The sequence below is a fragment of the Streptomyces sp. NPDC046308 genome (assembly GCF_055588065.1).
In genome coordinates, this window is the sequence record NZ_JBVJFB010000001.1 from 407,722 (window position 1) to 422,226 (window position 14,505).

Genomic DNA, 14,505 nt, shown 5'->3' on the forward strand with positions numbered 1-14,505 from the left:
GAGCGGGAAGGCCCGGAGCTGGATCCCCTCCAGAACGGGCCCCTTTCTCCCGCACCGACCCGGTTCAACCGCAGGATCTGTGGCTGAACCGGATCGTTATCCTCAAGTTTTGCTCAAATCTAGTGACGGTGTGCCCGCGGGCTTCCTAGCTTCCTCGTACACACGTCTCGACGTCACCGACGTCTCCGCGGTTCCACCTGCCCCGGCGATCCCGGTGGCGCATTCCGCGTTACCCCAGGAAAGAGTGCAGCATGAAGGTTCCCCAGGCCGGTGCGGTCGCCGCAGTGATCGCCATCGCCCTGACCGCCTCCGGGTGCGTCTTCGGCGAGGACGAGGACCAGGGGACCCTCTCCATCGGCATCAAGTTCGACCAGCCGGGCATCGGCATGCGGGAGACCGGCGGCGTCTACTCCGGCTTCGACGTGGACGTCGCGACCTATGTGGCCAAGGAGCTCGGCTACAAGGCGGACCGGATCGAGTTCAAGCAGGTCCTCAGCAACGACCGCGAGCTGCTCCTCCAGTACAACGAGGTGAAGTTCGTCGTCGCGAGCTACTCGATCAACGAGAAGCGCAAGGAGAAGGTCGACTTCGCCGGCCCGTACTTCGTCGCGCACCAGGACCTGATGACCCGGGCCGACGACACCTCCATCAACAAGGCCGAGGACCTCAACAGCAAGACGATGTGCTCGGTGACCGGCTCCACTTCGGCCGAGAACCTCAAGAAGAACCTCGCCCCCAAGGCGGCCCTGCTGGAGCTCGGCGCCTACTCGGACTGCGTCGTCGCCCTCCAGGAGAGCCGTGTCGACGCCATGACCACGGACAACGCCATCCTGGCCGGGTACGCCGCCCGCAAGGAGAACCAGGGCAAGTTCAAGCTGACCGGCCAGAGCCTCAGCACCGAGAACTACGGCATCGGCGTCAAGAAGGGCAACAAGGATCTCCAGCGCAAGATCAACGACGCGCTGAAGAAGATGGTCCAGGACGGCTCCTGGGAGACGGCCGTGAAGAAGAACTTCGGCCCGAACTACAAGTACGAGCCCGCTCCGGCGATCACCCCCGTCAACTGACGAGCGCCGGGACGGGGGCCGCTCCCCCCGTCCCGGCCCCGGCCCCGGCCCCGGTCCTTCAGACCACCGGGGCCTTGCTGCGCAGTACGGTCAGGAACTCCCTCATCCAGCGCGAGTGGTCGGGCCAGGCCCGGGCCGAGACCAGGGTGCCGTCGACCACGGTCTCGGAGTCCTCGAACTCGGCCCCGGCCGCCTCCATGTCGAGCTCCAGCGCCGGATACGCGGTCACGCGGCGGCCGGTCAGGGCCCCGGCCGCGGCGGTGATGAGCGGCCCGTGGCAGATCTGGGCGATCGGCTTGTCGGACTCGGCGAAGGCCGCCAGGATGCGCCGCACCTCGGGATCGTTGCGCAGGTACTCCGGCGCCCGGCCGCCCGGGACCACCAGGGCCGCGTAGTCCTCCGTGACCACGTCCGTGAAGGCCAGATCGGCCGGCCAGGTGTAGCCGGGCTTCTCGGTGTAGGTGTCGAAGCCCTCCTCGAAGTCGTGGACCACGAACCGCAGCTTCTTCACCTGCGGCGCCGCGATGTGGACCTCGTAGCCCTCCTCGCGCAGGCGCTGGTACGGATACAGGACCTCCAGCGATTCGGCCGCGTCGCCGGTCACGATGAGGATCTTCACTGCCATGGGCTGCTCCCGATGGGGCTGGTCGTGGTCGGTCCGGCCCCGCCCGGGGCCACCGCTACCCTGCCCGCCGCGGACGGCCGGCACACACGAAGATCGCCCACTCTCGACACATGGTCTTCACCTGTTCGATACATGACAATGTGACCCTCGCTCTGCCACTGACACCCCGCCAATTCCCCAGGCGGGGACGGTGCGTATTGGAGAGGTACCCCCCACCCGATGAGAATCTCGCGCCTGACCCCCTGGGCGGCCGCCCTCGCCGGCGCCGCCCTGTTCGCCGTACCGGCGGCCGCGGCCGCCGGCCAGCAGCGTACGACCGCTCCCGCGAACCCGGCGGCCGCCGCCGCTGCGGACCCGTACGCGGACTATTACGCGAGCGCCCAGGGCAAGACCGGGGCCGCACTGAAGACCGCACTGCACGACATCATCAAGAACCAGTCCAAGGTGACCTATGACGGGGTGTGGAACGCCCTGAAGGTCACCGACCAGGACCCGGCGAACCCCAACAACGTCATCCTCGTCTACTCGGGCCGCTCCCAGTCCAAGTCGTCGAACGGCGGCGGGGTCAACGACTGGAACCGCGAGCACGTCTGGGCCAAGAGCCACGGCGACTTCGGCACCGCCACCGGACCGGGCACCGACCTGCACCACCTGCGCCCGGAGGACGTGACCGTCAACAGCACCCGGGGCAACAAGGACTTCGACAAGGGCGGCAGCCCCGTCAGCGAGGCCCCCGGCAGCCTGACCGACGCCGACTCCTTCGAGCCGCGCGACGCGGTCAAGGGCGACGTGGCCCGGATGCTGCTCTACATGGCCGTCCGCTACGACGGCGGCGACGGCTTCGCCGACCTGGAGCTGAACGACAAGGTCAACAACGGCTCCGCGCCGCTCTTCGGCCGGCTCAGCCTGCTGAAGCAGTGGAACCAGATGGACCCGCCGGACGCCTTCGAGCAGCGCCGCAACCAGGTCATATTCGACACCTACCAGCACAACCGGAACCCGTTCATCGACCACCCGGAGTGGGTCGACTCCATCTGGTAGTCCCGGCGCGGCCGCCTCGCGGCGGCCGCCCGTGCGGACCCGAGCGCCCGCTCAGAGCCGGTCGGCGAGGGCCTGGAAGCCGGACCAGGGCAGCTGGGGTGTGCGCGAGTCCCAGACCTTCTGGGAGAGCGCGGCCAGCGGCAGCCGGATGCCGTCCGCCACCTGGGCCTGGGTCTGGGCGCCGGAGAGGTCGGCCCAGACGGCGAGGCGCCCGCCCAGGATCTGGTTCCCGTACGAGGCCGGGACGGGGGTGGTGCCGCGCAGGACCAGCGGGGTCCACTCCTCGTAGATCCGCCGGCCGGTGGGGTAGGTGAACTCGTTCGGCTCGCCGACCACGTAGTAGAGGAACTCGTCGTTGAGGTTCACCAGTTTGCGGCCCTCGCGCAGGTACTCCAGCGGCGGCCGGGCGCCGATCTCCTTGCCGGTCCAGTACTCGACCTGGAGGTCCTTCGCCGCGCTCGTCACCCCGCCGGCGAAGAAGCCGTCGTTCCACGCCTTGAGCGCCTTGCCGGACGGGCGGACCGTGTCGGCGCGGTCGTTCAGCCAGCCCGTGGCCAGGTCCTGCACGCGCGCCGAGGGGCCGTACCGCTGCTGGGCCGCGCGGGCGAGCTGCGGGAAGGAGGCCTGCGGGTCCCGGTAGACCAGCGCCTGGTACTCGTCGGCCCCGAGGTGCCAGGCTCCGCCGGGGAACAACGGCTGGTACTCGCGCAGCAGTTCGTCGACGAGTTTCGCGGCCGCCGGGTTGGATATGTCCACCGCGCCCTTGACCGCCTTGCCCTGTACGTCGCGCAGTTGCAGGTCGGGGTGGGCGCGCAGCACCGCGCCGAGGTGTCCCGGCGAGTCGATCTCGGGGACCACCGTGATGTGCAGCCGGGCGGCCAGCGCCGTTATCTCGCGGACCTGCGCCTTGGTAAGGTGCGGAGTCGAGACGATCTCGGGGTGGGTGTCGGACTGGATGCGGAAGGCCTGGTCGTCGGAGAAGTGCAGGCCGAGCTGGTTGAGTTTGAGGTCGGCCATCTCCCGCAGCCGGCCCTCTATCCAGTCGGGGGTGAAGTGCTTGCGCGCTATGTCGAGGTTGAGGCCGCGCTGGGGCTTGGCCGGCGCGTCGTTCACGGTGCCCTCGGGGGCCGAACCGGCGCTCTTCACCGCCTGCTTGAGGGTGCGGGTCCCGTAGAAGACCCCGGCCTCGTCGGGGCCCTTGATCCGGACCGTGCCGTCCTTGACGGTGAGGGTGTACGACTCGGGCTTCCCCGCGCCCTCCACGGAGAGCTCGACGTCGCCGGCGCGCGGCGCCGCCGAGTCGCCGTATGTGAGGCCCAGTTCCCCGGCGAGCAGCTTCGCCTCGTCCGACAGGGCGGCGGCGTCGCCCTGCGCGACGACCACGCGGGCGTCGGGGGCGGGCTTCCAGCCGGGGCCGCGGGCGGGCACGTGCTCGCGGACGGCGGGGATGGTGCGCGGGGCCGTGGACAGGGGGTAGGACGGCGTCGGGGTGGGGGCGGGCGGCACCGGGGCGGCACCGGTCGGGGTGGCCGGCGTCGTGGCGGAGCCCGGGGTGGCGGGGGCGCGCGCCTCGTCCGAGGCGGCCGAGCAACCGGGCACGGCGAGGGTGACCAGCGCGGCGGCCGTTGCCGTCGCGATGGTCCGGACCCTCCTGTGAAGCCTTGGTTTCCGCATCATGCACCCGTGTCCCCCGTACCCAACCTGGCACGGGGGACACGGGCGCGCGACCCGGAGGTCTCGGACCGGGCTTCTCAGACCAGGGCGTCGAGCGCCGCGGCGGCGAAGGCGTGGTCCTGCTCGGGGGCTCCGCCGCCGACGCCGATCGCCCCGACGAGCCGGCCGTCGCGGTGGACGGGCAGCCCGCCCGCGATGAACAGCAGGGGGCGGTCCAGGGCCGTGGGCAGCGTGTGGAAGGGGCCTCCCGGGCGCACCGCTTCGACGAGGTCGGCGGTGGGCGCGTTCAGCTGGAGGGCGGTGTAGGCCTTGCGGGTGCTGGTCTCTCCGGAGATCAGCACGGCCCGGTCGTCGCGGCGGAAGGCGAGCAGGTGGCCGCCCGCGTCGAGGACGGTGACGCTGACCGTGGCCCCGGCCGCCTCGGCGGCGGACCTGGCGACGCCGACGAGCAGCTCGGCGTCCTCGGTGGTCAGGGCGGCGACGGCGGTGCGGGGGGTGGTGGACATGCCGGTTTCTCCTTGCGGGGGGTGTGTACGGGGAACAGGGGGGGTCAGTGGCGGGCGGGTGCGGCGGCGGTCGCCTCGCGGGCCGCGGCGGACGCGACCACCCGGCCGGCGGCGGCACGACCGGTCGTACGGCGTTCCAGTGCGCCGGAGGCGAGGGCCAGCGCCAGGGCGGAGGCGGCCAGCGCCGCGCCGACCCAGTTCGGGGCGGTCCAGCCGAGGCCGGCGGCGATGACGAGCCCGCCGAGCCAGGCGGCGAGGGCGTTGCCGAGGTTGAAGGCGCCGATGTTGACGGCGGAGGCCAGGGTGGGCGCCCCGGCGGCCTGGTCGAGGACCCGCTTCTGGAGCGGCGGCACGGTCGCGAAGCCGAGGGCGCCGATCAGCACCACGGTGACGGCGGCGCCCGCCTTGGTGTGGGCGGTGAGCGTGAAGACGGCCAGGGTGAGGGCTAGCGCGCCGAGGGACACGTACAGCATCGGCATGAGGGCGCGGTCGGCGTAGCGGCCGCCGATGAGGTTGCCGGCGACCATGCCCAGGCCGAAGAGGACGAGGAGCCAGGTGACGGAGGAGTCGGCGAAGCCGGCGACGTTGGTCATCATCGGGGTGATGTAGGTGACCGCTGCGAAGACGCCGCCGAAGCCGAGGACGGTCATCGCCATCGCGAGCAGCACCTGGACGTTGCGGAAGGCGGCGAGTTCGCGGCGGATCCGTACGCCGCCCTCGGGCCGGGGGAGTTCGGGCACGAGCCGGGCGATGCCGAGCAGACCGGCGACGCCGAGCGCGGCGACGATCAGGAAGGTCACGCGCCAGCCGAGGGTCTGCCCGACGAGGGTGCCGAGCGGGACGCCGACCACGTTGGCCACGGTCAGGCCGGTGAACATCATCGCGATGGCTCCGGCCTTCTTCTCGGGGGCGACGAGCTCGGCGGCCACGACCGCGCCGATGCCGAAGAAGGCGCCGTGGGCGAGGGAGGCGACGACGCGGCCGGCGAGCATGACGCCGAAGGAGGGGGCGAGGGCGGAGAGCACGTTGCCGGCGACGAAGAGGCCCATGAGGAGCATCAGCATGCGCTTGCGGGGGATGCGGGTGCCGAGCACGGTCATGAGCGGGGCGCCGAGGACGACGCCGAGGGCGTAGCCGGTGACCAGGAAGCCCGCGGTGGGGATCGAGACGCCGTATTCGCCGGCGACCTCGGGGAGCAGGCCCATGATCACGAATTCGGTGGTGCCGATCCCGAAGGCCCCGACGGCGAGGGCGAGGAGTGCGAGAGGCATGGGGGGAGGTGCCCTTCAGGGAGAGGGAAGCGCTGGTGCGGGGTGCGGTCCGGCCGCCGAGAGTACGATTGCGGTCGCCGCTTACGTGCGTCCACATTAATTGCAGACGCGGGATATTTGCAAGCGCGGGCTATTGCAGGCGTGGCCTATCCTGGGACCACACCGCTCGCACGGCACGCTTCGACGGAGGAAGCCCATGACGGCCACGGACAGCGCGCTGACCGCCCTCTCCCAGGGCTGGTGCGCCCTCTCCCTCCTGCACGGGCGGATCGAGTCGCACATCGAACGGGCCCTGCAGGCCGGGCACGGACTGAGCGTGCGCGAGTACTCGCTCCTCGACGTCCTCAGCCGCCAGCACAACGGGCCGGGCGGGCACCTGCGGATGCACCAGGTCGCCGACTCGGTGGTGCTCAGCCAGAGCGCGACGACCCGCCTGGTCAGCAGGCTGGAGGACCGCGGCCTGCTGAACCGCTACCTCTGCGACACCGACCGGCGGGGCATCTACACCGACGTGAGCGAGGCGGGCCTGGCCCTGCTGGCCGCGGCCCGGCCCACGAACGACACGGCGCTGCGCGAGGCCCTGGACGAGGCCGCGCGCAACCCGGAGCTCGCGCCGCTGGTGTCGGCCGTGGAGAACCTCCGCCGCTGACACCTGGCGCGTGCCGACTCCGCACGCGTAGCGACTCCTGACGCGTGACGCATAGCGACTCCTAGCGCGGTCCTCCCGTGGCCGGCGGGGAGGAGGTGACCGCCCGGGCCGGCGGGGTGGAGGGGACCGCCGAGGGCGACACCGACCCCGCGCCCTTCGACGCGGAGGGCGAGGACGGGCCGGGGCTCACCGACGCGGTCGGGTGCGACGACGTCCCCGGGCTCCCCGACGCGGACCCGCCCCGGCTCGGCTCGGCCGGCCCGGCGGACCGCCGGGAGGGCGACGGCGAGGGCTCCGGCGACGGGCCGGACGGGCCGGGACCCGTGACCTTCGGCGGCGTGGCGGGAGGCGTCGGGCCGGGCGTGGGATCCGGAGCGAGCAGCAGGTAGCCGACCCCGGCGGCAGCGGCCGCGGCCAGCCCCGCCAGGGGCAGCGCGAACCGCCGCAGCCGCTCCACGGGCACCCGCCGCACCTGCGGTCCCGGCGGGTCCGCGGGGCGCAGCCGGCGGACGTCGATGCTGTCCGCGCGCGCGTCGAGGGCCTGCCGCAGCCGCCGCTCGACCGGCCGTTCGGCGAGGCGTTCGCCGTCACGCGTCATATCCGTCCCTCCAGAATCCGTTCCAGCGCGTCCAGGCCGCGGCTCGCGTTGGACTTGACCGCTCCCCGGCTGATCCCGAGGGTGGCCGCGATCTCCGCCTCGCTGAGGTCCGCCCAGTACCGCAGCACAAGGACCTGCCGGCGGCGCGGTGTCAGCCGGCCGAGCGCGGCGAGGACCTCGCGGTGCGCCTCGTCCAGGACCACGTGGTCCTCGGCGGACGGTACGTCGGCGGGCGGTGGCGGGGTCCAGGCCCGTACGGTGCGCCGGCGGCGCAGGACGGAGCGCGAGGTGTTGACGACCGCGGTGCGCAGGTAGCCGAGGGCGTTGTCGACCTCGGCCACCTGCTCCCCGTGACGCCGGTACAGGGCCGTGAAGGCGTCCTGGACCACGTCCTCTGCCGTGGCGAGGTCGTCGACCAGCAGCACCGCCAGCCGGACCATCCGCAGCCGGTGCGCGTGGTAGAGCTCGGTGACGGTGGGCGGCTGCGGCTCGCCGTGGCCCGTCGGCCCGTACGTGCGCGAGGAGCCGTACGAGGCCCCGTACGGGTCTTGGTACGGGCGCGGGGAGGCCGGCGGGGCGGAACGCTCGCCGCGCAGCAACGACCACAGGCCCCGCCACGCCCGGCCGAAGCCGGGCGTGAGGGGGCCGACGGGTGGTGCGAGGTGGAGCACGGAATTCCTCAGTTCGCGCGGCGCCGCACGGCGTACAGGGCTGCCGCGCCGGCCAGAACCAGACCGGCGGCGCCCGCCCCCAGGGCCGTGGTGGTGGCGGAGGAGCCAGTATGCGCGAGCTCGGCCGCGCCGTCGGCGGCGGCGGGGCCCGGCTCGGACGGGGAGGCGCTGGGCTGGGGACCGGCCGTCCCCGGGCTCGACGCGGAGACGCTCGGCGCGGCGCTGGGGGCCGCGCTGGGGGCCGCGCTCTTCGCGCCCGAACCCGCGCTCGGCGGGGTGCTCACCGAGGGGGACGGCCTGGCCCCGCCGTCACCAGCAGAGGCACTGGCCGGAACGCTGATCGAGGGAGCCGGCGCCGGCGAGCTCCCGCTCGCGGCGCAGGCCGGCCCGGCGAGGGAGACGGCCACTGCGGCCGCGGCGGCGGTGACGGCGGCCCGGCGGACGGCCAGGGGGACGCTCTGGACACGCTGGACACGCTGGACGCGCTGGACGCGCTTCAGGTTCTTCAAGGTGGTTCTCCACGGTCGGGTCGAGGGCACGGAACTGCGCCCTTCACCCCCGCACGACGCGCGACCCCCCGGGAGGTTGCCGCCGATCCGGAAAAACTTTCCGGCCGGTTTCCGCCGGCCCGCCCGGGCCGCCGCCCGGAGCGCCCCGCAGGGCCGTGCCCAGGGTGGCGACGCCCTCCTCGATCTCCCCGGCGGAGCCCGCCGCGTAGCCGAGGACCAGGCCCGGCGGGCCCGGCCGGACGCGGTGCCAGGACAGCGGATGGGCCTTGACGCCCAGGGCCAGCGCCGCCGAGGCCAGGGCCGTGTCCTCGAAGCCGGCGCCGTCGAAGGTGACCATCAGGTGCAGGCCGGCCGCCGCGCCGTGCACCCGGGCCCCCGGCAGGTGCTCGGCGAGCGCCCGGAGCATGACGTCGCGGCGGCGGCGGTGGCGGCGCCGGACGTGGCGCAGGTGCCGCTCCAGCTCGCCGGAGTCCATCAGCCGGGCGAGGACCAGCTGCGCGAGGACCGGGTTGCCGAGGTCGGCGTAGCGCTTCGCGGCGGTCACCGCGTCCCGCAGCCGCGGCGGCACCAGGAGCCAGCCCAGGCGCAGGGCGGGGGCGAGGAGTTTGGAGACGCTCCCGGCGTAGCAGACGGCCTCCGGCAGCAGGGCGCGCAGCGCGGGGACGGGGGCACGGTCGTAGCGGTGCTCGGCGTCGTAGTCGTCCTCGATGACCAGGCCCCCGGCGGCGGCCCAGCCGAGCAGGGCCCGGCGCCGCCCGCCGTCGAGGACCACCCCGGTCGGGAACTGGTGCGCCGGGGTGAGCAGCACGGCCCGGGCCCCGCTCGCGCGGAGCCCGGCGACGTCGAGCCCCGCCTCGTCCACCCGTACGGGAACGGTCTCCAGCCGCCCGTGCTCCAGCTGCTGCCGGGCGCCGAGCGAGCCGGGGTCCTCCACCGCGACGCGGTGCACGCCGTCCTCGCGCAGGACCTGCGCCAGCAGCCCCAGGGCCTGGGCGACGCCCGCGACGATCACCACCTCGTCGGGGTCGGCGCGGATGCCGCGGTTGCGGGCCAGCCAGCCGGCGACCGCCGCGCGCAGGGCGGGCGCGCCCTGGGGATTGCCGTAGCCGAAGTCGGCCGGGGTGAGGCCGGCGAGCACCCGGCGCTCGGCCTGCAGCCAGGCCGTACGGGGGAAGGCCGTGAGGTCGGGGACCCCGGGCGAGAGGTCGATCCGGCAGGGCACGGCGCGCAGGGCGTCCACCGGTCCGCCGCGGTCCGGGGCGGGCGTGGGCCCCGCCGCCGGGGGCGGTGCGGCGACGACCACGGTGCCGCCGCGGCCCCGGCCGCGGACCTGACCGCTCTCCGCGAGGCGCTGGTAGGCCTCGGTGACGAGACCGCGGGAGACGCGCAGTTCGGCGGCGAGGACGCGGCTGGCCGGGAGCCTGCTGCCGACGGGCAGCGTGCCGTCGGCGATGGCGGCGCGGAGCCGGCCCGCCAGCCAGTCGGTGCGGCCGCCGGGCGGGGCCTGGCCGAGGTCGAGCTGGAGGAAGTCCGAACCGCTGGGGTCCGCCGGCTCCTCGGGCCGCGACCCCGCGGCTGAGGGCCCGTTCGTTTTGGACCCCTGGATCACGCCTTCATTGGACCTGCTCACGGGTCCATTGTGGAGCCACGCTGGATCGCATGGAGAGAACTTCCGCCTCGAACACCACCGCGCGCTCCGCCGCCTTCCGGGATCTGGCTCCCGGGGTCACGGGCATGGCGCTGGTCGGCAGCAGCGTCACCGTGTCCCGTTCGCTCGTCGACGCCCCGCTGTTCGCCACGCAGGCCGTCCGGTACGCGGCCGCCGCGCTGTTGCTGGTCGCGCTGGCCCGGGCCGCACGGGTGCCGGTCCTGCGGCCGCGCGGCCGGGAGTGGCTGTGGCTGGCCGGGATCGCGGCGACCGGGCTGGTGCTGTTCAACGTGGCCGTCGTGCGCGGGGTGGCGCATGCCGAACCGGCCGTCATCGCCGTCGCGGTGGCCTCCGTACCGATTCTGCTGGGGCTGATCGGCCCGTTCCTGGAGGGGCGTCGCCCCAGCCGTCAGGTGCTGGTGGCGGCACCGGTGGTGGTGGCCGGGGCGGTCCTGGTCGAGGGGACGGGCCGGACGGACGCCGCCGGGGTGGGCTGGGCCGCGCTCGCGCTGGGCTGCGAGGCGGGGTTCACCCTGCTCGCCGTCCCGGTGCTGCGCCGGCACGGCGCGTGGGGGGTGTCCGTGCACGCGGTGTGGCTGGGGGCGCTGACGCTGGCGGGGCTCACGGTGCTCTGCGAGCACCCCGCCGACCTGGGGACGCTCGGGCCGGCCCAGTGGGCGGCGGCGGGGTACCTCGCCGTCATGGTGACGGCGGTGGCGTTCCTGCTCTGGTACCGGACCGTCGTGGCCGTCGGCGCCGGCCGTGCCGGGCTGCTGACCGGCGTCGCGCCGGTGGCCGCGGCCGGCGCCGGGGTCCTCGCCGGCAGCGGGGTCCCGGGACCGGCGGTGTGGCTGGGCCTGTTGGTGGTGGTCGGGGGGCTGGCCGTGGGTCTGCGCCCGGGCCGTACCATCGGAGCGGCCGTGCGCACGCCCCGCGGTGACCGCGCGGCGGCGTCCCCGTGAGGGCGCCGGGGCTGACGGATCACGGTTCGCAGATGCCGGCGCCCGCTCGCCACGCGGCCCCGTACAGCAGCCGGCAGTCGGTCCGGGGGCCGGTCCGCCGAGCCGTCACCGGCTCCGGCGCGCGTAGCAGAACAGGTGCTCCTCGGGGCCCGCGAGCGGGTCGGCCGGCTGGAACGACGCGGTGTGGTGGTGCAGGACCTCGAGGCCGCGGTCGGCGAGCCGGGCCAGGTGGTCAGCCGTGGACAGGCTGCTGACCGTCACCTCGTGGCCCATCCATTCGATGTCCAGGCCCCGGATGTCCCCGGGCACGGTGGCCATCACGAAGTACCCGCCCGGTGCGAGCCAGGAGGCCATGCGGTCCAGGGCCCCGGCGACCTCCGGCTGGTCCATCACCAGGAGGGGGAAGAAGGAGCACACGGCGTCGAATCCGCCCGGTTCGGGGGTGTACGTCCGCACGTCGGCCTGTTCGAAGCGCGCTCCCGGGACCCGGGTGCGGGCCAGGGCGACCATGGCCGCCGAGACGTCGATGCCGGTCACCTCGCAGCCGGCCCGGACCAGCGCCTCGGCGGTGGGCCGTCCGGTGCCGCTTCCCACGTCCAGCACGCGGGCCCCGCCGGGCAGCCGGGCGGTGAGCCAGTCGAGCGCCGCGAGCTGGCCGGGCACCCGCCCGAACACCTCCTCGTAGCGCTCCCCCAGCGCGTCGAACACCTCTGCCGCCGACTTGCGTTGCCTCATGGGTCCGCCCTTCGTCTCGGGGGAACCACCGTACTGAGTGCGGGGGCGGGGCGCGCCTGCTTCGTCATGGCCGGTCGCCGGCGATGCGTCCGTTGACCACGACCGCGCCGAGCGGGCCTCGTTGCCGTGCAGTACGTCCCCGGTGGCGCCCCGGACGCAGGGGTGTCCCGGGAATCAGGTGGAGGCGGGGACCAGGACCACGGCCGTCCCGTACGCGCACACCTCGGTCCCGGCGTCGGCGGCGTCGGTGACGTCGAAGCGCATCATGAGCACGGCGTTCGCGCCGCGCGCCTTCGCCTGCTCGATGAGCCGATCCATGGCCTGGTTGCGGGTCTGCACCAGGGTCTTGGTGAGGCCCTTCAGCTCGCCGCCGATCATCGACTTCAGGCCCGCGCCGATCTGGCTGCCGAGGTGGCGGGAGCGCACGGTGAGGCCGAAGACCTCGCCGATGACCTGCTCGACCCGGTAGCCGGGGACGTCGTTGGTCGTGACGACGAGGACGCCGGTCTCGTGTGCGCCGGCTCCGCCGCCGTAGTCTTCGATACCCATGGCCCCCACTCTCGCCCGGGCCGCGGCCGCCCGCATCCGGGGGAGCCGCGCGGTCAGCGCATTCGGGCGGCGAGGCCGAACTCGTGGGCCACGACCACGGCCTGGGCCCGGCTGGACAGGGCCAGCTTGCTCATGCAGCGGTGGACGTGCGTCTTGACGGTGGCCGGGCTGAGGACGAGCCGTACGGCGATCTCGGCGTTGGGCAGGCCGGCGCCGACCAGGGCGAGCACCTCGCGCTCGCGCGGGGTCAGTGTGTCCAGGCCGGGGTGCGGGGCGCGGGCGGCCGGGGCGGCGTAGGCGTCGATCAGTCCGCGCAGGGCCCGGGGGCTGAACAGCATCTCGCCGGCGTGCACGGTGGCGATGGCGGCGAGGAGCCGCTCGGGCGGGGTGTCCTTGACGAGGAAGCCGCTGGCGCCGACGCGGAGCGCGCGGAAGACGTGCTCGTCGGAGTCGAAGGTGGTCAGCACGAGCACCTTGGGCCCGCCGTCCGCGGGGTCCCGGCGGCCGGCCAGGATCCGCTCGGTGGCGGCGATCCCGTCGGTGCCGGGCATTCGGATGTCCATGAGGACGACGTCGGGCCGGGTCTCGGCGGCGAGGCGGACCGCCTCCTCGCCGTCGCATGCCTCGCCGACGACCTCGTAGCCGGGTGCGGCGGTCAGCAGCGCGGTCAGTCCGGACCGGATCAGGAACTGGTCGTCGACGACGAGTACGGACGGCATCCGCGTCACCCCCTCCCGGTCACCGTGCCGAGGTGGATCATCGCCCGTTCGGACATGACGATCAACCCCTGGCCGGCGGTTGCGTCGCCTGCGGTGTCGTGGACGAAGCGCACGTCAATCCCCCTTGTGTACAACCCTGGTTGTACAGCGTCGACACCCAAGGGGGTAGGCCGGTCTCACCCCCTGGATGGGCGCGGCCGGGAGCGGTCCGCCCGTAGGTTCTTGCGTGCACCGGTCCACCGGCCGGTGCCGGCCCTGTCCCCCCGGGGCCCCGCTGCGCGGCCGTGCCCGTTCGGGGGCGGGCACGGCCGCCGCGCCGCGGTAGGACAGATTGGTCATATCGGGCTAAAAGCCGGTGAGGCACCGGAGCTACGGCCTCCACCCTCGTCATAGTCGTCCCTGGCAACCGCCTGGTTGCCGCCACCGCGCCGCGCGACGCGGCGGGCGGACGTCTTCGTAGAGGAGCCGGCTCATGCTGAAGCCCACCAGAACCACCCTCGCTCTCGCCGCCGGAAGCCTGGTTCTCGGTCTGGTCGGAGCGGGCGCCGCCGTGGCGGACGACGGTGACAACCAGACGCCGCGTGAGATCGTCGTCGGCGACGGCCAGCCCGGCACGTACCCGGACTACAAGCACGCCATCGGCAAGGTCGTTTCCAAGGGCCCGCTGAAGGTCCGCAGCAAGCCGACCACCCAGTCGAGGTCCGTCGGCCACGTCTACCCGCACAACAAGCTCGAGATCGAGTGCAAGAAGTACGGCGAGAAGGTCGACGGCAACCGCATCTGGTACCGGCTGTACGACGAGAACGAGGACGAGAACTGGGACAACGGGTCGGAAGGCCCGAACCGCGCCGCCTACGAGAAGGAGCGCTGGGTCTCCGCCCGCTACGTCGAGAACCTCTCCAAGGTGAGGTACTGCCACTGACCCGGGGTCAGTCCGCCGGGCGTACGGTACGGGGTCCCACGCACTCCGCCCCGTACGCCCGGACCCGTTCGCGCAGTTCCCGGTCCGCCGTCACCACGACGCAGCCGCGGTCCGCATGGGCCGCGGCCAGTTCCACGATCCGGTCGTCGCCGCTCCCGGGGGCCGCGTCCACGCGTACCCCGGGAACGGACTCGACGCCGCGGGCGGCGCCCTCGACGACGAGGATGATCTCCTCGTCCCCGCCGCGCCGGGCCAGCTGGTCGCGCAGCCGCTCGGCCGCGCCCCGCCGGTCCCGCCACCAGCCGTCCGGGACGGAGCCGACGACGTTCGCGCCGTCCACGATCAGCACGCCCGCCATG

17 protein-coding genes are annotated in these 14,505 nt (G+C 73.8%); 5 read left to right on the forward strand and 12 right to left on the reverse strand.

Going from position 1 to position 14,505, the window contains the following annotated elements:
• Nucleotides 1-251 precede the first annotated feature (251 nt).
• A complete protein-coding gene (locus tag ACZ6JT_RS01915; protein WP_469206163.1) occupies nucleotides 252-1,067 on the forward strand; it encodes a glutamate ABC transporter substrate-binding protein in 816 nt (271 codons plus the stop codon).
• A gap of 58 nt (nucleotides 1,068-1,125) precedes the next feature.
• On the opposite strand, the gene ACZ6JT_RS01920 is transcribed toward ACZ6JT_RS01915, so the two are convergent.
• Complete coding sequence (locus tag ACZ6JT_RS01920) at nucleotides 1,126-1,692, reverse strand: DJ-1/PfpI family protein (protein WP_469206164.1); 567 nt, start codon at nucleotides 1,690-1,692, stop codon at nucleotides 1,126-1,128.
• Nucleotides 1,693-1,911: 219 nt separating this feature from the next.
• On the opposite strand from ACZ6JT_RS01920, the gene ACZ6JT_RS01925 reads away from it, so the two are divergent.
• On the forward strand, nucleotides 1,912-2,733 hold the full coding sequence (locus ACZ6JT_RS01925; RefSeq protein WP_469206166.1) for an endonuclease I family protein: 822 nt from the start codon (nucleotides 1,912-1,914) through the stop codon (nucleotides 2,731-2,733).
• 51 nt (nucleotides 2,734-2,784) lie between these two features.
• On the opposite strand, the gene ACZ6JT_RS01930 is transcribed toward ACZ6JT_RS01925, so the two are convergent.
• The 3 genes from ACZ6JT_RS01930 to ACZ6JT_RS01940 form a co-directional block, all read right to left on the reverse strand.
• Complete coding sequence (locus ACZ6JT_RS01930; protein WP_469208133.1) at nucleotides 2,785-4,407, reverse strand: beta-N-acetylhexosaminidase; 1,623 nt, start codon at nucleotides 4,405-4,407, stop codon at nucleotides 2,785-2,787.
• A gap of 77 nt (nucleotides 4,408-4,484) precedes the next feature.
• On the reverse strand, nucleotides 4,485-4,913 hold the full coding sequence (locus ACZ6JT_RS01935; protein ID WP_469206168.1) for a GlcG/HbpS family heme-binding protein: 429 nt from the start codon (nucleotides 4,911-4,913) through the stop codon (nucleotides 4,485-4,487).
• A gap of 44 nt (nucleotides 4,914-4,957) precedes the next feature.
• Nucleotides 4,958-6,184 (reverse strand): MFS transporter, encoded by a 1,227-nt coding sequence (locus ACZ6JT_RS01940; RefSeq protein WP_469206170.1) that lies wholly within the window; start codon nucleotides 6,182-6,184, stop codon nucleotides 4,958-4,960.
• 196 nt (nucleotides 6,185-6,380) lie between these two features.
• On the opposite strand from ACZ6JT_RS01940, the gene ACZ6JT_RS01945 reads away from it, so the two are divergent.
• Nucleotides 6,381-6,833 carry a MarR family winged helix-turn-helix transcriptional regulator gene (locus tag ACZ6JT_RS01945; RefSeq protein WP_351300388.1) on the forward strand — a complete coding sequence of 151 codons (453 nt, stop codon included), beginning with the start codon at nucleotides 6,381-6,383 and terminating at the stop codon, nucleotides 6,831-6,833.
• 61 nt (nucleotides 6,834-6,894) lie between these two features.
• On the opposite strand, the gene ACZ6JT_RS01950 is transcribed toward ACZ6JT_RS01945, so the two are convergent.
• The 4 genes from ACZ6JT_RS01950 to pdxR are packed head-to-tail and all read right to left on the reverse strand — an operon-like array spanning nucleotide 6,895 to nucleotide 10,241.
• The gene (locus tag ACZ6JT_RS01950; RefSeq protein WP_469206172.1) at nucleotides 6,895-7,431 is read right to left on the reverse strand and encodes a hypothetical protein; all 537 of its coding nucleotides are present in this window, start codon (nucleotides 7,429-7,431) and stop codon (nucleotides 6,895-6,897) included.
• A complete protein-coding gene (locus ACZ6JT_RS01955) occupies nucleotides 7,428-8,102 on the reverse strand; it encodes an RNA polymerase sigma factor (protein ID WP_469206174.1) in 675 nt (224 codons plus the stop codon). The genes ACZ6JT_RS01950 and ACZ6JT_RS01955 overlap by 4 nt, the downstream gene beginning before the upstream one ends.
• A gap of 8 nt (nucleotides 8,103-8,110) precedes the next feature.
• Nucleotides 8,111-8,611, reverse strand: a complete 501-nt coding sequence (locus ACZ6JT_RS01960) for an LPXTG cell wall anchor domain-containing protein (protein WP_469206176.1) — start codon at nucleotides 8,609-8,611, stop codon at nucleotides 8,111-8,113.
• Nucleotides 8,612-8,654: 43 nt separating this feature from the next.
• On the reverse strand, nucleotides 8,655-10,241 hold the full coding sequence (gene pdxR, locus ACZ6JT_RS01965; RefSeq protein WP_469206178.1) for a MocR-like pyridoxine biosynthesis transcription factor PdxR: 1,587 nt from the start codon (nucleotides 10,239-10,241) through the stop codon (nucleotides 8,655-8,657).
• A 29-nt stretch (nucleotides 10,242-10,270) separates the two neighbouring features.
• Here pdxR and ACZ6JT_RS01970 point away from each other — a divergent pair, with 29 nt between their 5' ends.
• Nucleotides 10,271-11,221, forward strand: coding sequence for an EamA family transporter (locus tag ACZ6JT_RS01970; RefSeq protein ID WP_469206180.1), 951 nt, complete (start codon nucleotides 10,271-10,273; stop codon nucleotides 11,219-11,221).
• A 105-nt stretch (nucleotides 11,222-11,326) separates the two neighbouring features.
• Here the strand turns inward: ACZ6JT_RS01970 and ACZ6JT_RS01975 are convergent, their stop codons facing one another.
• The 3 genes from ACZ6JT_RS01975 to ACZ6JT_RS01985 all read right to left on the reverse strand — a co-directional run bounded on the left by ACZ6JT_RS01975 (nucleotide 11,327) and on the right by ACZ6JT_RS01985 (nucleotide 13,224).
• Entirely contained in the window at nucleotides 11,327-11,956 is a 630-nt protein-coding gene (locus tag ACZ6JT_RS01975) for a class I SAM-dependent methyltransferase (protein ID WP_469206182.1), read from the reverse strand.
• A gap of 174 nt (nucleotides 11,957-12,130) precedes the next feature.
• On the reverse strand, nucleotides 12,131-12,505 hold the full coding sequence (locus ACZ6JT_RS01980; protein WP_469206184.1) for a YbjQ family protein: 375 nt from the start codon (nucleotides 12,503-12,505) through the stop codon (nucleotides 12,131-12,133).
• Between the two features lie 53 nt (nucleotides 12,506-12,558).
• Nucleotides 12,559-13,224, reverse strand: coding sequence for a response regulator (locus tag ACZ6JT_RS01985; protein ID WP_376610711.1), 666 nt, complete (start codon nucleotides 13,222-13,224; stop codon nucleotides 12,559-12,561).
• Nucleotides 13,225-13,696: 472 nt separating this feature from the next.
• Here ACZ6JT_RS01985 and ACZ6JT_RS01990 point away from each other — a divergent pair, with 472 nt between their 5' ends.
• Entirely contained in the window at nucleotides 13,697-14,146 is a 450-nt protein-coding gene (locus ACZ6JT_RS01990) for an SH3 domain-containing protein (RefSeq protein ID WP_469206186.1), read from the forward strand.
• Nucleotides 14,147-14,153: 7 nt separating this feature from the next.
• Here the strand turns inward: ACZ6JT_RS01990 and ACZ6JT_RS01995 are convergent, their stop codons facing one another.
• Entirely contained in the window at nucleotides 14,154-14,504 is a 351-nt protein-coding gene (locus tag ACZ6JT_RS01995) for an NYN domain-containing protein (RefSeq protein ID WP_365470870.1), read from the reverse strand.
• Between the last annotated feature and the right edge of the window lies 1 nt (nucleotide 14,505).